This window comes from Streptococcus cristatus ATCC 51100, from assembly GCF_000222765.1.
Lineage (GTDB): Bacteria > Bacillota > Bacilli > Lactobacillales > Streptococcaceae > Streptococcus > Streptococcus cristatus.
In genome coordinates, this window is record NZ_AFUE01000002.1 from 1 (window position 1) to 19,354 (window position 19,354).

Genomic DNA, 19,354 nt, shown 5'->3' on the forward strand with positions numbered 1-19,354 from the left:
AGTAGGCTAACTCGTGCGTACGAATGGATGTACGTCTAAGCAGTGAGGCGTGGTATGAGTCAAATGCTTATACCTGTAACGTTGAGCTGTGATGGGGAGCGAAGTTTAGTAGCGAGTGAGTGATGTCACACTGCCAAGAAAAGCTTCTAGCGTTGTATCATACTCTACCCGTACCGCAAACCGACACAGGTAGTCGAGGCGAGTAGCCTCAGGTGAGCGAGAGAACTCTCGTTAAGGAACTCGGCAAAATGACCCCGTAACTTCGGGAGAAGGGGTGCTGACATAAGTCAGCCGCAGTGAATAGGCCCAAGCAACTGTTTATCAAAAACACAGCTCTCTGCTAAATCGTAAGATGATGTATAGGGGGTGACGCCTGCCCGGTGCTGGAAGGTTAAGAGGAGTGCTTAGCGGAAACGCGAAGGTATGAATTGAAGCCCCAGTAAACGGCGGCCGTAACTATAACGGTCCTAAGGTAGCGAAATTCCTTGTCGGGTAAGTTCCGACCCGCACGAAAGGCGTAATGATTTGGGCACTGTCTCAACGAGAGACTCGGTGAAATTTTAGTACCTGTGAAGATGCAGGTTACCCGCGACAGGACGGAAAGACCCCATGGAGCTTTACTGCAGTTTGATATTGAGTGTCTGTGCCACATGTACAGGATAGGTAGGAGCCTATGAGATCGGGACGCCAGTTTCGATGGAGGCGTTGTTGGGATACTACCCTTGTGTTATGGCCACTCTAACCCGGATAGGTGATCCCTATCGGAGACAGTGTCTGACGGGCAGTTTGACTGGGGCGGTCGCCTCCTAAAAGGTAACGGAGGCGCCCAAAGGTTCCCTCAGACTGGTTGGAAATCAGTCGCGGAGTGTAAACGGTATAAGGGAGCTTGACTGCGAGAGCTACAACTCGAGCAGGGACGAAAGTCGGGCTTAGTGATCCGGTGGTTCCGCATGGAAGGGCCATCGCTCAACGGATAAAAGCTACCCTGGGGATAACAGGCTTATCTCCCCCAAGAGTTCACATCGACGGGGAGGTTTGGCACCTCGATGTCGGCTCGTCGCATCCTGGGGCTGTAGTCGGTCCCAAGGGTTGGGCTGTTCGCCCATTAAAGCGGCACGCGAGCTGGGTTCAGAACGTCGTGAGACAGTTCGGTCCCTATCCGTCGCGGGCGTAGGAAATTTGAGAGGATCTGCTCCTAGTACGAGAGGACCAGAGTGGACTTACCGCTGGTGTACCAGTTGTCTCGCCAGAGGCATCGCTGGGTAGCTATGTAGGGAAGGGATAAACGCTGAAAGCATCTAAGTGTGAAACCCACCTCAAGATGAGATTTCCCATAACGCAAGTTAGTAAGAGCCCTGAGAGAAGATCAGGTAGATAGGTTAGGAGTGGAAGTGTGGCGACACATGTAGCGGACTAATACTAATAGCTCGAGGACTTATCCAATTTTCATTGAGCGCAGCTTTTGGCAAGTATTGTGAGCTTTGAGTAGTTATTCAATTTTGAGTTGACAAGGCAACAAGATGTTGTAAGTTAATTCAAAAAGTTAAGTGACGATAGCCTAGGAGATACACCTGTACCCATGCCGAACACAGAAGTTAAGCCCTAGAACGCCGGAAGTAGTTGGGGGTTGCCCCCTGTGAGATATGGTAGTCGCTTAGCAGGATAGGAAGTCGGAGTACTTCCTTTTTGGGAGTTTAGCTCAGCTGGGAGAGCATCTGCCTTACAAGCAGAGGGTCAGCGGTTCGATCCCGTTAACTCCCATATAGGTCCCGTAGTGTAGCGGTTATCACGTCGCCCTGTCACGGCGAAGATCGCGGGTTCGATTCCCGTCGGGACCGTTGAAATTGTTAGACAGTTTCAAGAAGAAAGACTCGTTAGCTCAGTTGGTAGAGCATTTGACTTTTAATCAAAGGGTCACTGGTTCGAGCCCAGTACGGGTCATAAGCGCGGGTTTGGCGGAATTGGCAGACGCACCAGATTTAGGATCTGGCGCTTTAGGGCGTGGGGGTTCAAGTCCCTTAACCCGCATAGAAATATATATGAGCCGGCTTAGCTCAGTTGGTAGAGCATCTGATTTGTAATCAGAGGGTCGCGTGTTCAAGTCATGTAGCCGGCATTTTTTTTGGATAGAGATGCGAACGTAGTTCAGTGGTAGAACACCACCTTGCCAAGGTGGGGGTCGCGGGTTCGAATCCCGTCGTTCGCTTTGAGGCCGGGGTGGCGGAACTGGCAGACGCACAGGACTTAAAATCCTGCGATTGGTAACGATCGTACCGGTTCGATTCCGGTCCTCGGCATAGCGGATATGCGACAGGGCACCCTTAGCTCAACTGGATAGAGTACCTGACTACGAATCAGGCGGTTAGAGGTTCGACTCCTCTAGGGTGCATAAGAAAGTTTTGACTTTTTTATGTGTTTTTGTTATAATTGATTATCGTGATATAGAGCACCCTTAGCTCAACTGGATAGAGTACCTGACTACGAATCAGGCGGTTAGAGGTTCGACTCCTCTAGGGTGCATGAAGGGAAACGAGGTCATATGACTGCGTTTTTACTTATGATCGGGAAGTAGCTCAGCTTGGTAGAGTACTTGGTTTGGGACCAAGGTGTCGCAGGTTCGAATCCTGTCTTCCCGATATCTGGCGGTGTAGCTCAGCTGGCTAGAGCGTCCGGTTCATACCCGGGAGGTCGGGGGTTCGATCCCCTTCGCCGCTATAACGATCTTGTTGGACCTTTAGCTCAGCTGGTTAGAGCTCTCGGCTCATAACCGAGTGGTCGTAGGTTCAAGTCCTACAAGGTCCATAATGAATATCTTGGAGGATTACCCAAGTCCGGCTGAAGGGAACGGTCTTGAAAACCGTCAGGCGTGTAAAAGCGTGCGTGGGTTCGAATCCCACATCCTCCTTAGATTAGAATATCGCGGGATGGAGCAGCTAGGTAGCTCGTCGGGCTCATAACCCGAAGGTCGTAGGTTCAAATCCTGCTCCCGCAATTTGGCTCGGTAGCTCAGTTGGTAGAGCAATGGATTGAAGCTCCATGTGTCGGCGGTTCGATTCCGTCTCGCGCCATACCATTATCTAAGATGCGGGTGTAGTTTAGTGGTAAAACTACAGCCTTCCAAGCTGTTGTCGCGAGTTCGATTCTCGTCACCCGCTTTGAACGGAAGTTCATACCAAGTTTTTATAACTTGGGCGCGTAGCTCAGGTGGTTAGAGCGCACGCCTGATAAGCGTGAGGTCGGTGGTTCGAGTCCACTCGTGCCCATTAAGTATATTGGAGAATTACTCAAGAGGCTGAAGAGGACGGTTTGCTAAATCGTTAGGTCGGGTAACTGGCGCGGGGGTTCGAATCCCCCATTCTCCGTAAATAAGGGAGTTTAGCATTTGCTATCTCCTTTTCTTGTTTTATGATGTTTTTATTTTGTAGAATTGTTTCTTATTGTTAGTTTGAACTCGGTTTGTTGAGTTATTATAGTCTGCTCTGGATTTATATAAGCGCTTTTAGGGATTTAGTGGTTGCGGAGATTGGAATGAATAAATTAAAGATGTCTAAATTTTTGATTTCTATTTTGCTATTGGGAATTGTTATGATAAGCTTGATACTTTCCCCTTTTTCACCATGGATTGTTTCTGTGACTGGTGATTTTTTGTCCAGTGTTGATCGGGTAGTTGCTATTCCTTTTAATTATTTTGCTAAGGAAAAGAAAAAGGTTGTTCATTTAATAGATACCTATCAAGAAAATGAAACCCTAAAAGGAACAATTTACAATCTTGAAGAAAAGGCAAATATTTCTGATTCCTTAAAATTGGAGAATGAACAGTTGCGTTCTCTCTTAGAGTTACGAAATAATGATCAAAGTGCTGTCAAGATTGCTGCAGAGGTTATTTCTCGCTCTCCATCTACTTGGAAGAATGAATTAACTCTTGATAAGGGGCAGTCAAGAAATGTGACAACCTCTATGCTGGCTATTTCTAACGGTGGTTTGATCGGAGCGGTTAGCAGTGTTTCCGACTCTTCAAGTGTTGTTAGTCTGCTTACAAATGAAAAGAATAATAATTCTATTGCAATTAAGATTCAGACAAAAACAGGCTTTGCCTATGGCATTATTGTTGGTTTTGACACTGAGAAGTCAGCTTTTATCGTCAGCCAGCTAAATACGGTGGATGGAATTGAAGAAGGGGCAACTGTGACGACAAGTGGTCTCGGCTCTTATAATGCTGAGAATGTTTTGGTTGGTCAGGTTTTATCAATATCAGCTGGTAAGGACCAATTAAACAAGGAAGTTTTGGTGAAGCCTGCTGCAGATTTGTCTGATATTCAAGCGGTTTTGTTGGTGAGAAATTAGTATGAAAATTCTAAGAGGAACTTTTTTTACAACTTTGTTTTTATTTCTGATCTTCTTCATTGATGGTCAATTATCAAGAAGTCTTGTAGATCTTTTTGCTGAGAAGTGGCATCCGGCAAGTCATATTTTATTGTTTTTTACGGTTTTCTTATTTTTAAACTTTTCAAAGGAATATATTTTTTTCCTCTTTTTTACTTTAGGGCTTTTTTACGATGTTTATTATCTACATGTGATTGGGCTTTTCACCTTCATACTGCCTCTACTGACAGTTGCCATCTATCATTTTCTTTCTGTATTTTTGCTAAATCGCTGGACACGCGTTTTAGCAATCATTACGATTGTCTTCTTTTTTGAAATGATTAACTTTGTTTCTGCATTCTTATTGCACTTAGCAAGCTTTACATTCCCTGATTTTATTATCTATGCTTTGGTGCCAACTTTAGTATTTAATGCCTTTCTTTTCCTATTGTTACAGCCTTTGTTTGAAAAAGTCTATTTATGATGATTTAGAAATAGAAATGTAACGAATGCGTAATATATAGCCAGAATTTTTTTGATATACTATATAATGTCTTATTAAGAAGGAGTGTTAATATCTTTATGAAGAAAAAGCTACTTACATCAGTTTTATTAAGTGCAGTGATCCTTTCTCAAGGTGCTGTGCTAGTAAATGTTAAAGCTGATAGTACAGATGATAAAATTGCAGCTCAAAATAGTAAAATTGATAGTTTAACAAATCAACAAAAAGATGCACAAGCACAAGTTGATGAAATTCAAAAACAAGTTTCAGCTATTCAAAAGCAACAAGAAGTGCTTCAAGCAGAAAATGAAAAATTGAATGCTGAATCTGCGAAACTTACTGCTGAAATTGAAGAGTTATCAAAGAATATTGTTGCTCGTAATGAGTCTCTTGCAAACCAAGCGCGTAGTGCTCAAACAAATGGTACAGCAACAAGCTACATCAACACAATCATCAACTCTGCTTCAATCACTGAAGCTATCTCTCGTGTAGCAGCGATGAGCGAAATCGTTTCGGCTAACAACAAAATGCTGGAACAACAAAAAGAAGATAAAGAAAAGATTTCTGAAAAACAAGTTGCTAACAATGAAGCTATCAATACAGTCATTGCAAACCAACAAAAACTTGCAGACGATGCTCAAACGTTGACAACTAAGCAAGCTGAACTAAAGGTTGCTCAACTGAACCTTGCAGCTGAAAAAGCAACTGCTGAAAATGAGAAAAATAGTCTCTTAGAGCAAAAAGCAGCAGCTGAAAAAGCAGCAGCTGAGGCAGCAGCGGCAGAAGCAGCATATAAGAACCAGCAACAAGCGCAACAACAAGCAATCCTTGCTTCAGGAAATACAAGCTTTGCAGCACAAGTTCAAGCTGTAAATAATACAGGTGGAACTCCTGCAGCAGAAGCAGCAGTTGCTACATCAGCAGTTGCTGCAACTCCAACATATAGCCTTTCAGCATCAACTTATCCTGTAGGTCAATGTACTTGGGGTGCTAAGACTTTGGCACCATGGGCTGGTGACTTCTGGGGTAACGGTGGCCAATGGGCAGCTAGTGCAGCAGCAGCAGGCTTCCGTACTGGTTCACAACCACAAGTTGGAGCTATCGCATGTTGGAACGACGGTGGCTACGGACACGTTGCAGTCGTAACAGCGGTTCAATCTGCTAACAACATTCAAGTATCAGAAGCAAACTATGCTGGTAACCAATCACTCGGTAATCACCGTGGATGGTTTGACCCAACAAATGCACAAGGATACGTAACATACATCTATCCAAACTAATGAAATATGAAGGAGGCTGGGACAAAAGTCCTAGCCTCTTAATTGTCTTTGGATTGTCGAGCAAAACGCAGTGGTTGAGTGGGCTCTACTAGGCTGATTTCATCAGCTTTTACAGCCCTACTCAACTGTGCGGAGGTGGGACGACGAAATCGAATTCTAACGAATTACCGATTTCTGTCCCACTCTCCCTTTTATTTTTTATTGAAAAATTGCTAGAAAAGCGTTACAATGGTAGGTAGGACAAATGCAATTGGTTACAATAAAAGACGATTTAGAATCTGGAGGGAATCATGTCTTTTTCTGAATTAAAGCTCTTTGCTCTTTCTTCTAATCAAGAATTAGCGAAACGTGTTGCAAAAGAGATTGGTATACCGCTTGGTAAATCAACGGTTCGTCAATTTTCTGACGGGGAAATTCAAGTAAACATCGAAGAATCGATCCGTGGTAAGCACGTTTTTATCTTGCAGTCGACTAGCTCACCTGTCAATGACAATCTGATGGAGATTTTGATCATGGTGGATGCCTTGAAGCGGGCTAGTGCGGAGTCTATCAATGTAGTGATGCCTTACTATGGCTATGCTAGACAAGATCGAAAAGCTCGTGCTCGTGAGCCAATTACATCTAAATTAGTGGCTAACCTAATGGAGATTGCTGGGGTAGACCGCCTATTGACCATTGATTTGCATGCTGCTCAGATCCAAGGTTTCTTTGACATTCCTGTGGATCATTTGATGGGAGCGCCTTTGATTGCTGATTATTTTGAGCGTCGGGGCATGGTTGGTAGCGACTATGTGGTTGTCAGCCCAGACCACGGTGGTGTCAGCCGCGCTCGTAAGTTGGCTGAATTTCTCAAGACTTCGATTGCGATTATCGACAAACGTCGCAGCGTTGATAAGATGAATACCAGTGAAGTCATGAATATCATTGGTAAGGTGGAAGGTAAGACCTGTATTCTGATAGATGATATGATTGATACAGCGGGGACCATTTGTCATGCGGCAGACGCTTTGGCAGAGTCAGGTGCTGTGGAAGTCTATGCGAGCTGTACTCACCCAGTCTTGTCGGGACCAGCTATGGAAAATATCCAAAAATCCGCTATCAAAAAACTAGTGGTTTTAGATACTATCTACCTTTCAGAGGACAGATTAATCGATAAGATTGAGCAGATTTCTATCGCTCATCTCTTGGCAGAAGCCATTGTTCGGATCCATGAAAAACGTCCACTTTCCCCCCTTTTTGAAGTAGCAAAAAAGGCTTAAAAGTGCCTTGATCAAGATTTTTTTTAGCAAAAGACTTGACAATTTAAAGAATATTTCATATACTATACATAGTAACGATAGTTACCAAATAAAAAATGTTTTTTATATAAAAAAGGAGAAAACAAATGAAAAAAGTTGTACTTTCTAGCGTAGTAGCTCTTTCATTGTTCGCAGTAGCAGCACCAGCGTTTGCTGAAAATCCAATCAACGGTGGAGCAAATACTCCAGGTGCGTATGATTCACGTGAAGCTTATGAAAACCAAACTGAATTCGTAAATGGTCGTAAAGCTAACGAATATGTTGGTGGTCACCAAGATAACGTTGATGCTATCGCATCACAAGACCCAGCAGTAGTTGAAGCTAAAAAAGCACTCGATGCTGTTGAAGGTGGATCACACCTTTACGGTGAAAAGAAAGCTGCTTACGAAAGCGCATTGAACGATGCTCGTAATGCTGTTCGTAACGCTAAAATCAAAGAATCTCAAACAACATACAACACTGCTGACAAGAAACAAGGTTCTTACTACATCTTGAACGAAACTCCAGAACAAAAGAATCGTCGTTACGAAGAAGAACATGGTGTGAAGAACAACCAAGCTGGAGATAAGGCTACAGATAAAGCAGGAGACAAAGGTACTACACCTGCATCTAAAGAAGAAGCAGCTATGACTGAATCTAAAGCTGGTAAAGCTGGTAAAGATGCTAAAGCTGGACAAAAAGCAGCTGGTAAAGCTCTTCCAAAAACATCTGCAGTTAAATAATTTGTTTTAAACAATTGTACTAACGCAATTTATATCACTGAACCTCTGGTTCAGTGATATTTTTTAGAAATATTTTATAGGATTTTTATCTATGAGAAGAAGAAGACAAAAACGACAGCAGAAAAATTGGAAAATTTTTGGTGGTTTAGGAGCTTTATTTGTTGCTATTTTAGCAGGGATTTTTCTCCTCCAACAGGTAAACTCTTCGAATTCTGCTGCTAAATCATCCACTAGTCAGCTAGGTAAGGTAACTTATACACCAAGTAAGGAAGAAAAGGAATACCTAACTAATCGTTTTAATGGTTTGAAAGCGATTAATCCTGAAACGGTGGCCTATGTCTATGCTCCTGGTACAGAATTGGACGAGCCAGTTGTACAGACCGGTGATAACTCAACTTACTTGGATAAGACCTTTGAAGGTGGAAATGAGCCTTATCTGGGGACTGTTTTCATGGATACTGAAAACAAAAAAGACTTTAGTGACCGTTTGACTTGGCTCTTTGGGCATGCTCGTGGGAGTCAGGTTGGTGACCACCGCATGTTTAATGATGTGAACTATTATGATAAACAGGAATACTTGGATAAGCATAAGTATGTTGTCATTGAAACACCAGAGCGTAAACTTTACTATGAAGTAATGGGCTTGGTGATCGTTCCAGAAGAGACTGCCTTTTATCGGATTAAGTTTGATGATGATAAGGATTTTGAAACTCAGCTCAAGAATATCTATGAAGCTGCTCGTACCAAAGATCAAAAAATTAAGATTAAGGCTAGTGATAAGTACGTTGTACTGTCTACTTGTCGTGAAGAGGACGAGACGATTCGCTCTAACCTCTATCTGCGTCAAATCCCAGACTCAGAACTGCAGGATTTCCTAGCTAAGCATGGGAATGAGCTTACTTATAAAGCAACTCGTGAATAAAAATCAGGATTTTTCCTGATTTTTTGTTTTTCTATCTATAAATCAGATGGATTTTTGCGCAGGTGCTGCATTTATAGTATAATAGTTCTATTAGATTATCGGAGGCGGCTATGGATTTGACTAAGAAGTTTAATAAGAATTTAGATAAAATTGAAGTGTCTCTGATTCGTCAGTTTGACCAGTCTATTTCTACGATTCCAGGTGTTCTGCGGCTGACCTTGGGCGAGCCGGACTTTCCGACACCGGATCATATCAAGGAGGCGGCCAAGGCAGCTATTGATGCCAATCAGAGCCACTATACAGGAATGAGCGGACTTTTGGAGCTGCGGCAGGCTGCGGCTGACTTTGTCAAGGAAAAGTACAATCTGAACTATCGTCCAGAAGATGAAGTCTTAGTCACTATTGGGGCAACTGAGGCTCTATCTGCGACTCTGACGGCTATTCTGGAGGAGGGCGACAAGGTCTTACTACCAGCGCCAGCTTATCCAGGTTATGAGCCGATTGTCAATTTGGTCGGGGCAGAGATTATCGAGATTGATACGACAGAAAACAACTTTGTCTTGACTCCTGAAATGCTGGAGCAAGCTATCTTGGAGCAAGGTGACAAGCTCAAGGCAGTTATTTTGAACTATCCGGCCAATCCAACTGGCGTGACCTATTCGCGAGAGCAGATTGAGGCTTTGGCAGCAGTATTGAGCAAGTATGAAGTTTTTGTCGTTTGCGATGAGGTTTATTCTGAATTGACTTATACGGAGCAGGGGCACGTTTCACTGGCGGAATATTTGCCCGAGCAGACCATCGTCATCAATGGCTTGTCCAAGTCTCATGCTATGACGGGCTGGCGATTGGGCTTTATCTTTGCACCGGCTGCTTTTACTGCTCAATTGATCAAGAGCCATCAGTATCTAGTGACAGCAGCTAATACCATGGCCCAATATGCGGCTATTGAGGCTTTGACGGCTGGTAAGGATGATGCCCAACCCATGAAGGCGGAATATGTCCAGCGGCGGGATTACATTATCGAACAGATGACAGAGCTGGGTTATCAGATTATCAAGCCAGATGGCGCTTTCTATATTTTTGCCAAGATTCCAGCAGGCTACAACCAAGATTCTTTTGCCTTTTTGCGGGATTTTGCTGAGAAGAAGGCTGTGGCCTTTATCCCAGGAGCGGCTTTCGGCCAGTACGGAGAGGGTTATATCCGCCTGTCTTATGCAGCTAGTATAGAAACCATCAAGGAAGCTCTAAAACGGCTCAAGGAGTACATGGAAGACCATGCTTAGACCGTTAACGAGCAAGAGTTTGATCCTCTATAATCGGAATTTCCGGGAAGATGATAAGCTGGTCAAGATCTTTACGGAACAGGCTGGCAAGAGAATGTTTTTCGTGAAACATGCGGGAAAATCCAAGCTGGCTCCAGTTATCCAGCCTCTGACTGCGGCAGAGCTCTTGATGAAAATCAATGATGATGGGCTCAGCTATATCGAAGATTACCAAGCTGTGGAAAGTTACGGGCAAATCAAGGACGATCTCTTTGTCATGGCCTATGCCAGCTATGTGGCAGCCCTAGCAGATGCTAGTATTCAGGACAATCAGCCAGATCCGGCTCTCTTTGCCTTCCTGCAAAAGACACTGGATTTGATGAATCAAGGGCTGGATTATGAGGTTTTGACAAATATCTTTGAAATTCAAATTTTATCTCGCTTTGGCGTTTCTCTGAATTTCCATGACTGTGTTTTTTGTCATCGGACAGGTCTGCCTTTTGATTTTTCCTTTCAATATGGCGGGGTGCTCTGTCCAGATCATTATCACAAGGATGATCATCGCAGTCATCTCAATCCCAATATTCCTTTTCTGCTCAATCAGTTTCAGGCAGTTCAGTTTAGTGAGCTGGAGACGATTTCGCTCAAGCCGGAAATCAAGCGAGAGATCAGGGATTTTATGGATCAACTCTATGATGAATATGTAGGCATTCATCTCAAATCAAAGAAATTTATCGACTCTCTGGGCGACTGGGGCAGTATTTTACAAGACAAACATGAGGAAGAACAGCATGAAAAAAATAGCTATTGATGCCATGGGCGGAGACAATGCCCCTCAGGCTTTAGTCGAAGGTGCCAATCAGGCTCTGAGAGACTTCTCGGATATTGAGATTGTTCTCTATGGGGATGAAGCCAAGATTAAACCTCTGTTGACAGCGACAGAGCGCGTCAGCATCGTCCATACGGATGAAAAGATTGATTCGGATGATGAGCCGACCAAGGCTATTCGCAAGAAGAAGCAGGCTAGCATGGTTTTGGCAGCTAAGGCAGTCAAGGATGGAGAAGCAGATGCAGTCCTGTCTGCTGGTAATACGGGAGCGCTTTTAGCGGCGGGCTTCTTTATCGTCGGACGGATCAAAAATATTGACCGACCGGGTCTTTTATCCACTTTACCGACTGTGGATGGTCGCGGTTTTGATATGCTGGATCTGGGGGCAAATGCTGAAAACACCCCTCACCATCTGCATCAATATGCCATCCTAGGTTCTTTTTATGCGGAAAATGTTCGTGGTATTAAGCAGCCACGGGTCGGCTTGCTCAATAATGGCACTGAAGCCAGCAAGGGAGACCCTCTGCGTAAGGAAACCTATGCATTGCTGGCGGCGGATGACAAGCTGAACTTTATCGGCAATGTGGAAGCGCGTGACCTTATGGATGGAGTGGCAGATGTTGTCGTAGCAGATGGCTTTACGGGCAATGCTGTGCTCAAGTCTATCGAAGGAACGGCCATTAGCATCCTAGGCCAGCTCAAAAAGGCTGTGCTAGGTGGTGGTCTCAAGGCTAAGCTAGGAGCTTTGTTACTCAAAGACAGCCTACAGGAAATGCGTAAGAGTCTGGACTATTCCAGTGCTGGTGGGGCCGTTCTCTTTGGTCTTAAGGCACCAGTGGTCAAGACACACGGTTCAAGCGATGCTAAGGCCGTATATAGCACCATTCGTCAGATCCGAACCATGCTGGAGACAGATGTTGTCGGAAAATCTGTGGTGGAATTTTCAAAAGAGGTGGATACAGAATGAATCAAGAACAAATTTTTCAAAAAGTAACAGAGATTATCCAAGAACGTCAAGGAAAGGACTTTGTTGTCCAGCCAACTTTGGGCTTAAAAGATGATTTAGGCGCTGATTCTGTTGACTTAATGGAATTCATCCTGACTTTAGAGGATGAGTTTGCGATTGAAATTTCAGATGAGGATGTTGATCGCTTTGAAAATGTCGCAGATATTGTTGCCTATTTGGAAAAGAAACTAGCGAAGTAAGAAATCGACTTCGATTTGAACAGATGAAAAACCTTGGTTGATAAAACCAAGGTTTTTTTAGTAAAATTATTTTGGATAAATATAGCTGACAGCTCCTTGACCGGCGGCGTAAGGATTGAACCAGCCACGGAAGTTGCCAATGTACTGTTTGCCTGCATAGTTGGATTCTTTGATTTGGATGCGGGTGTTGGATTCGACATGGGTGACAACACCGACATGCCCATAACCGCCATCGGTCCAGCAGATGATGGCTCCGACTTGTGGTGTGCTTCCTGTTCGGAAACCAGCTGCGCGTGCACTAGCTGCCCATTGGCCGCCGTTGCCCCAGTAAGGACCAGCCCAAGGAGCCAGTACTTTTGCTCCCCAAGTACACTGTCCATGAGGATAAGAGGATGCTCCTGCATAATCAGGTGTGTAGAGGGTTGGCTCAGGTGTGGTTGGTTTATCAACCTGATAGCTAGTACCTGTAAGTCCAGTCATCTGTCCATTGAGATTACGGTAAACATGGGTATGGAAGAGTCCATTTCCAGCGTGCTGTTGCGTATTGATGGTAAATTTATACAAGCCATTGCCCGCTTTGTTAGCAGTGTACCATTTGATATCATCCTGGCCGTTGACTTCTGACCAAGTTGGTAGAGAAATGGTTCCTGGTCCGAAAGCATCGGAAACGCTCACTTCGTAATTGTAGGTAGAGATTTTATTGACAGAAACCTTGGCTTTGATATTTTCAGCGGAGAGGGTGACGCTGTCTGTCGCATAGCTATGCTCGCTACCATCTTTGTACTTAACGTAGATATGATTGGTGTAGCTTCCAGATAAGGCTTGGTGGTTGCGGATATTGAATTGTGCAGTAAAAGTCCCATCTCCATTGTTACTCGCGTCATACCACTTGATATTGCTTTGATTCTGGGTACTCCAAATAGGGACGCGGACGGATTGAATTGGCTTAGATGCGGCAGTTTCAGTGACTTTTACAGTGTAGGTTCCCTCTTCCTGATTGATATTTTCAACAGAGAAAAGCGGTTTTTGGTCTTTTTGAGAAGGAATCTTGCCAGCATCTATTGTAGTAGTCGCTCCTGCCAAACATGTAAAGGCTGGATTGACATAGCTTTCGCCATAAAGATGAATATGGTAAGTTCCCGTATCGTAATTGTGTTTCTTCAGCTCGACTCTAACGCTATAACTGCCGTCAGGATTTTTCCTTGCCTGATACCATTGTAAATCATCTTGCCCCTTATTTTCAGACCAGGTTGGGACAGTGACCTTATACATGGATTCAGGAATATTTTTGATAAGGATTTCCATAATGCCGGGTTCAGGGAAGCTTGTCTGAATGATCGGATTAGGCTTTTCTAGATGGAAAGTGGTGCCCGATTGGTAAATCATTTTGCCGTTTTTATTTTCATAAGTATCTACGAAATATTTTCCATATCCCTTGTGCTTAGAAAAGTTAAATTCAGTACTCTCTTGCCCAGCTTCATACCAATTAAGGTCATCGCCACCATTTTCATCAGACCAAACTGCATGGACAATTTTTGAGTTCCCTTGGTCTTTATTTCGCGTAAAATTGATTCGGCCGATTTGTCCAGATGTTGTGACGCTTGTCTTGCTAGCAGGCTTATTAACAGTGAAGGTAGTGCCATTTAAGCCAATCATTTTTCCATTTATCTTGATATAAGTATGAACATGGAAGGTGCCATAGCCAGCGTGCTGCCGGAGGTCAATGGCTGTGCTGGATGTCTGAGGTGTGGTGTACCATTTCAAATCATCCTGCCCATTTTCGTCGGACCAGACTGCGTGGGAAATGGTATAGGGAACTTGAGCCTTGGAGCGGGCATAATGAATCTGCGCCGTATCCCCAGTAACATTGACGGTTACATTGCTGGCACGATCAGTGGGGCCTAGAACTTTGTTTCCAGCTTCAGTTGATGCAACAGCTTGAGCCGTTGAATGACTGGCAAACAGCCCAAGGACTGCTCCGGATAATAAAAACAGCTTCTGATATTTTTTCATAAATCTCCTTTGAATAAGTAATTTGGATGATTCCATTTAGATTATTCGGGAAAAAATATAAAAAAGAAAATTTTAAAAAATGATGATAGTTGAATTTCTAATTTATTTTAGTTTTATGAAATCTTTGATATTTGAAATAAAAGTAATGAAATAGTCAAAATATCAAAAATAATATAGGTAGACTTTATTTGTCAGATATGGATATCCCTAACAAAAATAGATTATTTCTCTTCTTTTCCTGCTTATCATGGAATAAAGCGAACGATTATGATATAATTTAGATAAATAATTCGAAAAAAATACGGTGATTTTTACGTGATGTGTTAGCTTGGTGTGCAAGCACCTGTGATGATAGATGTTGAGGTATCTTAGCTATGAAGCTTTTAGTTGTTGGTTCAGGCGGTCGTGAGCATGCGATTGCCAAGAAGTTATTGGAATCTCGGGATGTGGAGCAGGTCTTTATCGCTCCTGGAAATGATGGTATGATCCTAGATGGACTAGACTTGGTGAATATTGGAATTTCCGAACATTCTAAATTGATTGAGTTCGCAAAGGAGAATGATGTTGCTTGGTCCTTTATCGGTCCGGATGATGCCCTGGCAGCTGGGATTGTAGATGATTTTAACCAAGCTGGGCTCAAGGCTTTTGGTCCGACCAAGGCTGCGGCTGAGCTGGAATGGTCCAAGGATTTTGCCAAGGAAATCATGGTTAAATACGGTGTGCCGACAGCAGCCTATGGCACATTTTCCGACTTTGAGGAGGCTAAGGCCTATATCGAAAGGCAGGGTGCTCCTATCGTGGTTAAGGCGGACGGATTGGCACTTGGGAAAGGCGTTGTCGTAGCGGAGACCGTAGAGCAGGCGGTCGAGGCCGCTTACGAGATGCTCTTGGATAATAAATTCGGCGACAGCGGTGCGCGTGTGGTTATCGAAGAGTTCCTGGACGGCGAGGAGTTCTCCCTCTTTGCCTTTGTCAATGGTGACAAGTTTTACATTATGCCGACGGCTCAGGACCATAAGCGGGCCTACGATGGGGACAAGGGTCCTAATACTGGTGGGATGGGAGCTTATGCGCCAGTCCCTCACTTACCACAGAGTGTGGTTGACACAGCGGTTGACACTATTGTCAAGCCAGTCCTTGAGGGCATGATCAAGGAAGGTCGCCCTTATCTGGGCGTGCTCTACGCAGGCTTGATTTTGACAGTGGACGGGCCTAAGGTCATCGAGTTCAACGCTCGTTTCGGAGATCCGGAAACTCAGATTATCCTGCCTCGCCTGACTTCTGACTTTGCGCAAAATATCACGGATATCCTTGATAGCAAGGAGCCGAACATCACTTGGACAGACAAGGGTGTGACTCTGGGGGTGGTTGTCGCGTCAAATGGCTATCCGCTAGATTATGAAAAGGGCGTTGAGTTGCCAGCCAAAACCGATGGTGACATCATCACCTATTATGCAGGGGCTAAGTTTGCGGAAAGTAGCAGAGCACTGCTCTCAAATGGCGGCCGTGTCTATATGCTAGTCACCACAGCCAACACTGTCAAAGAAGCCCAAGATACCATCTACCAAGAACTATCCCAACAAAAAACAGAAGGCCTCTTCTACCGAACAGATATTGGAAGCAAGGCGATTAGATAAAGATGTAAGAAAAAGCGACGTAGTCGCCAAATACGATAATGGTCGTTTGATTTGCGAGCGTTAGCGAGCTAATATAGAACAATCACCGCCGTTGTGAAAGAACGATTGGATGATAGGCTAATCGTTCAGGGAAATCGGAAGACCCTGGGCTTCCGATTTAGGCATGAGACACCTTTGGTGGCTGCTGTCGTCCCTCACAACCTAAGGTGATTGTTGAAAGGAAAGAAAAGAAAAATCATGACTAAACCAATTATTTCCATCATCATGGGTTCCAAATCCGACTGGGCCACCATGCAAAAAACCGCCGAAGTGCTAGACCGTTTCGGTGTAGCCTACGAAAAGAAAGTCGTCTCTGCCCACCGTACACCAGACCTCATGTTTCAGCATGCCGAAGAAGCCCGCAGTCGCGGCATCAAGGTCATCATTGCAGGTGCAGGTGGTGCCGCCCATTTGCCAGGAATGGTAGCGGCTAAAACCACTCTGCCAGTCATTGGCGTACCGGTCAAATCACGCGCTCTCAGCGGATTGGACTCGCTTTATTCGATTGTGCAGATGCCGGGCGGTGTGCCTGTGGCAACTATGGCTATTGGTGAAGCAGGGGCGACAAACGCTGCCCTGACAGCCCTTCGGATCTTGGCCATTGAAAACCAAGACCTAGCAGCAGCGCTAGCGGATTTTGCTGAAGAACAAGGAAAAATCGCTGAGGAGTCTACGAATGAGCTCAACTAAAACAATCGGCATCATCGGTGGCGGTCAGCTGGGTCAGATGATGGCTATTTCTGCTATCTACATGGGGCACAAGGTCATCGCGCTGGATCCTGCGGCGGATTGCCCGGCCTCTCGTGTGGCGGAACTTATCGTGGCACCTTATAACGATGTGGATGCTCTCCATCAGTTGGCTGAGCGTTGCGATATACTGACCTATGAGTTTGAAAATGTCGACGCTGACGGTTTGGATGCCGTTATCAAGGATGGTCAGCTCCCTCAAGGGACGGACCTGCTCCGCATTTCGCAAAATCGGATTTTTGAAAAGGATTTTCTCGCAAACAAGGCCCAAGTCACCGTGGCACCTTACAAGGTCGTGACTTCTAGCCAAGACTTGGCAGATATCGACCTGTCGAAAAATTATGTCCTTAAGACTGCGACAGGTGGATACGATGGCCATGGACAAAAGGTCATTCGCTCAGAAGCAGACTTGGAAGAAGCCTATGCGCTAGCTGACTCGGCAGACTCTGTCTTGGAAGAATTTGTCAACTTCGACCTTGAAATCTCCGTCATCGTGTCCGGCAATGGCAAGGATGTGACGGTTTTCCCAGTTCAGGAAAATATCCACCGCAACAATATCCTGTCTAAGACCATCGTCCCAGCTCGCATTTCAGAAAGTCTGGCTGATAAAGCTCAAGCCATGGCGATGCGAATCGCAGACCAGCTTAACTTGTCTGGAACCCTCTGCGTGGAAATGTTTGCGACGGCTGATGATATCATCGTCAATGAGATTGCCCCACGGCCACACAACTCTGGGCACTACTCTATCGAAGCCTGCGACTTCTCGCAGTTTGATACCCATATCTTGGGCGTTCTCGGAGCACCATTGCCAGCTATCCACCTGCATGCACCAGCCGTCATGCTCAACGTACTCGGCCAGCATGTCGAGGCCGCTGAAAAATATATCACAGAAAATCCAAGCGCCCACCTCCACCTGTATGGTAAAATAGAAGCGAAGCACAACCGAAAAATGGGGCATGTGACTTTGTTTAGTGATGCGCCGGATGAGGTTGTGGAGTTTGGGAAAGGAATTGATTTTTAGTTTATGATTCAAATTATTATCAACGCTTTTGTTGAGAAGGATAAGACTGGAGCAGTTGTCGAAGTTTTGTATGCTAGTAGTGATCACGCAAAAGTGAAAGCAAAGTATGAAGAACTAGTTGCTCACTATCCAGAAAACTATCTAGCAATTTACGATTTACCACTGGATACAGATTTGAATACACTAGCTCACTATCCGTCTGTGTTTATTGGAAAAGAGGAGTTTGAGTGAGAAGTAAAATTTTAGGGGATACATATGCAATTTGAGGTGAAGTTATTAACTAAAAATATTAGCCTTGTCAAACTTGATGAATTATTTCTTAGTTCAGAGATAATTGGTATTATTTCTAGTGACCACGGTGAAGTTGGTGATAAGAATGTAGCGGAGTGTTCGATTGACTATAAGTGTTCTTACGAAAATGACGAATTTACGATAAGTATCCAACAATTTAGAAGTGGAATAGTCGAAATTTCACTTAGTTATGAATATAGTAATTATAAATTGAAGGCGGCAAAAAAATTTGATAAGTTTCTTTCAAAGTTTAGAGAATTTTTAGGAAAAAATCATTTGAAGTATTCAATTCTATCTAATAGTTTGTCTATGTATTTTTTGAATAGGCTTTATCCTAAATTTCAAGTATATGAATCATTATTACGGAAAATTTTTGTATTAGCTTTGTCTCCGCTTGAGGACGAGGATATCGTAAGAATTATCAAGGAACAGACTAATGATAAATTAGATTTATCAAAAATTCATACAATAGAGTATATTGAAAGACTGCAGATAGCTGAACTCCATGCATTAATATTTGAAATAAATATAAATCCAGTTAATGACTTAACTATTCATTTTAAAGATTTTCAAAATAAAAATGAATATATTCTGAAAGAAATGATAAGAAATTCGCTTCCAATAACTATATGGGAAAAACATTTTACACCATTCACTAATAGTGAAAAAGTTGATGTACTCAAAAATAACTACGATAGAATAAGAGAGTACAGAAATGACGTTATGCATTTTCACACGTTAACCTATAGGCGTTACAAAAAAATAGATTTGTTGTTGTCAGCTGTAATTAAAGAACTAGAAGAGCTTGAACATAGTATGCTTGAGAGATGGGATTTTGAAGCAACTAGGAAACTTACAAATGATATTTTTGATCAGGAGTTTCTGGCTAGTTTATCATCTTTATCTAAAACAGCATCAGAAGTAATTAAAACAGCAATGGATAGGTTTTATATTAACAATATTGATTTTAATAATGCGATAAAATCCATGATGGAAGTATTCCAAAATATTCAAGTACCTAAAATAGATTATGGAGTGTTAAAATCTATTAAAGGGATATCTGATACTATTGGGCATTTAGGTTTACCAACCCCCCTTAATGAACCTGATAGTGAAGAGGAGGATGAAGGAGTTTTTTAATTTTGATAAATTAAAAATAAAGGATTAAATTTTACCTACATATGTATGGCAGGACAGAAGTAAAGCATAACTTCAAGGAGGTA

General features: G+C 43.6%; 17 protein-coding genes, 18 tRNA genes and 2 rRNA genes. 36 read left to right on the top strand and 1 reads right to left on the bottom strand.

Annotated features, from left to right (window positions below; genetic code table 11):
• The 30 genes from HMPREF9960_RS00825 to HMPREF9960_RS00970 form a co-directional block, all read left to right on the top strand.
• Positions 1-1,443, top strand: a 23S ribosomal RNA gene (locus HMPREF9960_RS00825); the annotation flags it as partial.
• Between the two features lie 100 nt (positions 1,444-1,543).
• A 5S ribosomal RNA gene (gene rrf / locus HMPREF9960_RS00830) occupies positions 1,544-1,659 on the top strand.
• Positions 1,660-1,688: 29 nt separating this feature from the next.
• Positions 1,689-1,761 (top strand) — tRNA-Val (locus HMPREF9960_RS00835).
• A 4-nt stretch (positions 1,762-1,765) separates the two neighbouring features.
• Positions 1,766-1,838 (top strand) — tRNA-Asp (locus HMPREF9960_RS00840).
• A 30-nt stretch (positions 1,839-1,868) separates the two neighbouring features.
• Positions 1,869-1,941: transfer RNA gene (locus tag HMPREF9960_RS00845), tRNA-Lys, on the top strand.
• A 5-nt stretch (positions 1,942-1,946) separates the two neighbouring features.
• Positions 1,947-2,028 (top strand) — tRNA-Leu (locus tag HMPREF9960_RS00850).
• 15 nt (positions 2,029-2,043) lie between these two features.
• A tRNA-Thr gene (locus tag HMPREF9960_RS00855) sits at positions 2,044-2,116 on the top strand.
• An 18-nt stretch (positions 2,117-2,134) separates the two neighbouring features.
• Positions 2,135-2,206 (top strand) — tRNA-Gly (locus HMPREF9960_RS00860).
• A gap of 5 nt (positions 2,207-2,211) precedes the next feature.
• Positions 2,212-2,297, top strand: a tRNA-Leu gene (locus tag HMPREF9960_RS00865).
• 18 nt (positions 2,298-2,315) lie between these two features.
• Positions 2,316-2,389: transfer RNA gene (locus tag HMPREF9960_RS00870), tRNA-Arg, on the top strand.
• Positions 2,390-2,446: 57 nt separating this feature from the next.
• A tRNA-Arg gene (locus HMPREF9960_RS00875) sits at positions 2,447-2,520 on the top strand.
• Between the two features lie 42 nt (positions 2,521-2,562).
• Positions 2,563-2,636 (top strand) — tRNA-Pro (locus HMPREF9960_RS00880).
• Positions 2,637-2,641: 5 nt separating this feature from the next.
• Positions 2,642-2,715: transfer RNA gene (locus HMPREF9960_RS00885), tRNA-Met, on the top strand.
• Between the two features lie 13 nt (positions 2,716-2,728).
• Positions 2,729-2,802: transfer RNA gene (locus HMPREF9960_RS00890), tRNA-Ile, on the top strand.
• 13 nt (positions 2,803-2,815) lie between these two features.
• Positions 2,816-2,905: transfer RNA gene (locus tag HMPREF9960_RS00895), tRNA-Ser, on the top strand.
• Positions 2,906-2,918: 13 nt separating this feature from the next.
• A tRNA-Met gene (locus HMPREF9960_RS00900) sits at positions 2,919-2,992 on the top strand.
• A gap of 3 nt (positions 2,993-2,995) precedes the next feature.
• A tRNA-Phe gene (locus tag HMPREF9960_RS00905) sits at positions 2,996-3,068 on the top strand.
• 16 nt (positions 3,069-3,084) lie between these two features.
• Positions 3,085-3,155: transfer RNA gene (locus HMPREF9960_RS00910), tRNA-Gly, on the top strand.
• A 34-nt stretch (positions 3,156-3,189) separates the two neighbouring features.
• Positions 3,190-3,263, top strand: a tRNA-Ile gene (locus HMPREF9960_RS00915).
• 11 nt (positions 3,264-3,274) lie between these two features.
• A tRNA-Ser gene (locus HMPREF9960_RS00920) sits at positions 3,275-3,362 on the top strand.
• 166 nt (positions 3,363-3,528) lie between these two features.
• Complete coding sequence (mreC, locus tag HMPREF9960_RS00925; RefSeq protein ID WP_005592010.1) at positions 3,529-4,344, top strand: rod shape-determining protein MreC; 816 nt, start codon at positions 3,529-3,531, stop codon at positions 4,342-4,344.
• Between the two features lies 1 nt (position 4,345).
• Entirely contained in the window at positions 4,346-4,846 is a 501-nt protein-coding gene (mreD, locus tag HMPREF9960_RS00930; RefSeq protein ID WP_005591362.1) for a rod shape-determining protein MreD, read from the top strand.
• A 98-nt stretch (positions 4,847-4,944) separates the two neighbouring features.
• Positions 4,945-6,144, top strand: coding sequence for a peptidoglycan hydrolase PcsB (gene pcsB / locus HMPREF9960_RS00935; protein ID WP_005591361.1), 1,200 nt, complete (start codon positions 4,945-4,947; stop codon positions 6,142-6,144).
• 290 nt (positions 6,145-6,434) lie between these two features.
• Entirely contained in the window at positions 6,435-7,403 is a 969-nt protein-coding gene (locus tag HMPREF9960_RS00940) for a ribose-phosphate diphosphokinase (protein ID WP_005591360.1), read from the top strand.
• A gap of 125 nt (positions 7,404-7,528) precedes the next feature.
• Positions 7,529-8,164, top strand: coding sequence for an amylase-binding adhesin AbpA (abpA, locus tag HMPREF9960_RS00945; RefSeq protein WP_005591359.1), 636 nt, complete (start codon positions 7,529-7,531; stop codon positions 8,162-8,164).
• Between the two features lie 91 nt (positions 8,165-8,255).
• Entirely contained in the window at positions 8,256-9,086 is an 831-nt protein-coding gene (gene srtB, locus HMPREF9960_RS00950; protein WP_005591358.1) for a class B sortase, LPKTxAVK-specific, read from the top strand.
• 110 nt (positions 9,087-9,196) lie between these two features.
• Entirely contained in the window at positions 9,197-10,369 is a 1,173-nt protein-coding gene (locus HMPREF9960_RS00955) for a pyridoxal phosphate-dependent aminotransferase (protein WP_005591357.1), read from the top strand.
• Positions 10,362-11,159, top strand: a complete 798-nt coding sequence (gene recO, locus HMPREF9960_RS00960; RefSeq protein ID WP_005591356.1) for a DNA repair protein RecO — start codon at positions 10,362-10,364, stop codon at positions 11,157-11,159. Before HMPREF9960_RS00955 ends, recO begins: the two co-directional genes overlap by 8 nt.
• On the top strand, positions 11,140-12,144 hold the full coding sequence (gene plsX, locus HMPREF9960_RS00965; RefSeq protein WP_005591355.1) for a phosphate acyltransferase PlsX: 1,005 nt from the start codon (positions 11,140-11,142) through the stop codon (positions 12,142-12,144). The genes recO and plsX overlap by 20 nt, the downstream gene beginning before the upstream one ends.
• A complete protein-coding gene (locus HMPREF9960_RS00970) occupies positions 12,141-12,383 on the top strand; it encodes an acyl carrier protein (protein WP_005591354.1) in 243 nt (80 codons plus the stop codon). The genes plsX and HMPREF9960_RS00970 overlap by 4 nt, the downstream gene beginning before the upstream one ends.
• 66 nt (positions 12,384-12,449) lie before the next feature.
• On the opposite strand, the gene HMPREF9960_RS00975 is transcribed toward HMPREF9960_RS00970, so the two are convergent.
• On the bottom strand, positions 12,450-14,396 hold the full coding sequence (locus HMPREF9960_RS00975; protein WP_005591987.1) for a GBS Bsp-like repeat-containing protein: 1,947 nt from the start codon (positions 14,394-14,396) through the stop codon (positions 12,450-12,452).
• A 374-nt stretch (positions 14,397-14,770) separates the two neighbouring features.
• On the opposite strand from HMPREF9960_RS00975, the gene purD reads away from it, so the two are divergent.
• From purD to HMPREF9960_RS01000, 6 genes are all read left to right on the top strand, one after another.
• Entirely contained in the window at positions 14,771-16,033 is a 1,263-nt protein-coding gene (purD, locus tag HMPREF9960_RS00980; RefSeq protein ID WP_005591352.1) for a phosphoribosylamine--glycine ligase, read from the top strand.
• A gap of 93 nt (positions 16,034-16,126) precedes the next feature.
• Positions 16,127-16,243: a phosphoribosylaminoimidazole carboxylase gene (locus HMPREF9960_RS10965; protein WP_080553372.1), complete on the top strand. Its 117-nt coding sequence runs from the start codon at positions 16,127-16,129 to the stop codon at positions 16,241-16,243.
• 27 nt (positions 16,244-16,270) lie between these two features.
• Entirely contained in the window at positions 16,271-16,762 is a 492-nt protein-coding gene (purE, locus tag HMPREF9960_RS00985; RefSeq protein WP_037585996.1) for a 5-(carboxyamino)imidazole ribonucleotide mutase, read from the top strand.
• A complete protein-coding gene (gene purK / locus HMPREF9960_RS00990) occupies positions 16,749-17,840 on the top strand; it encodes a 5-(carboxyamino)imidazole ribonucleotide synthase (RefSeq protein WP_005591350.1) in 1,092 nt (363 codons plus the stop codon). The genes purE and purK overlap by 14 nt, the downstream gene beginning before the upstream one ends.
• Positions 17,841-17,843: 3 nt before the next feature.
• A complete protein-coding gene (locus HMPREF9960_RS00995) occupies positions 17,844-18,071 on the top strand; it encodes a hypothetical protein (protein WP_005591349.1) in 228 nt (75 codons plus the stop codon).
• Between the two features lie 24 nt (positions 18,072-18,095).
• Positions 18,096-19,271, top strand: a complete 1,176-nt coding sequence (locus tag HMPREF9960_RS01000) for a hypothetical protein (protein ID WP_005591348.1) — start codon at positions 18,096-18,098, stop codon at positions 19,269-19,271.
• Positions 19,272-19,354: the final 83 nt, after the last annotated feature.

Coding starts and splice junctions, on each gene's coding strand:
- mreC (WP_005592010.1), top strand. CDS start 3,529: ATGAATAAATTAAAGATGTCTAAATTTTTGATTTCTATTTTGCTATTG.
- mreD (WP_005591362.1), top strand. CDS start 4,346: ATGAAAATTCTAAGAGGAACTTTTTTTACAACTTTGTTTTTATTTCTG.
- pcsB (WP_005591361.1), top strand. CDS start 4,945: ATGAAGAAAAAGCTACTTACATCAGTTTTATTAAGTGCAGTGATCCTT.
- HMPREF9960_RS00940 (WP_005591360.1), top strand. CDS start 6,435: ATGTCTTTTTCTGAATTAAAGCTCTTTGCTCTTTCTTCTAATCAAGAA.
- abpA (WP_005591359.1), top strand. CDS start 7,529: ATGAAAAAAGTTGTACTTTCTAGCGTAGTAGCTCTTTCATTGTTCGCA.
- srtB (WP_005591358.1), top strand. CDS start 8,256: ATGAGAAGAAGAAGACAAAAACGACAGCAGAAAAATTGGAAAATTTTT.
- HMPREF9960_RS00955 (WP_005591357.1), top strand. CDS start 9,197: ATGGATTTGACTAAGAAGTTTAATAAGAATTTAGATAAAATTGAAGTG.
- recO (WP_005591356.1), top strand. CDS start 10,362: ATGCTTAGACCGTTAACGAGCAAGAGTTTGATCCTCTATAATCGGAAT.
- plsX (WP_005591355.1), top strand. CDS start 11,140: ATGAAAAAAATAGCTATTGATGCCATGGGCGGAGACAATGCCCCTCAG.
- HMPREF9960_RS00970 (WP_005591354.1), top strand. CDS start 12,141: ATGAATCAAGAACAAATTTTTCAAAAAGTAACAGAGATTATCCAAGAA.
- HMPREF9960_RS00975 (WP_005591987.1), bottom strand. CDS start 14,396: ATGAAAAAATATCAGAAGCTGTTTTTATTATCCGGAGCAGTCCTTGGG.
- purD (WP_005591352.1), top strand. CDS start 14,771: ATGAAGCTTTTAGTTGTTGGTTCAGGCGGTCGTGAGCATGCGATTGCC.
- purE (WP_037585996.1), top strand. CDS start 16,271: ATGACTAAACCAATTATTTCCATCATCATGGGTTCCAAATCCGACTGG.
- purK (WP_005591350.1), top strand. CDS start 16,749: ATGAGCTCAACTAAAACAATCGGCATCATCGGTGGCGGTCAGCTGGGT.
- HMPREF9960_RS00995 (WP_005591349.1), top strand. CDS start 17,844: ATGATTCAAATTATTATCAACGCTTTTGTTGAGAAGGATAAGACTGGA.
- HMPREF9960_RS01000 (WP_005591348.1), top strand. CDS start 18,096: ATGCAATTTGAGGTGAAGTTATTAACTAAAAATATTAGCCTTGTCAAA.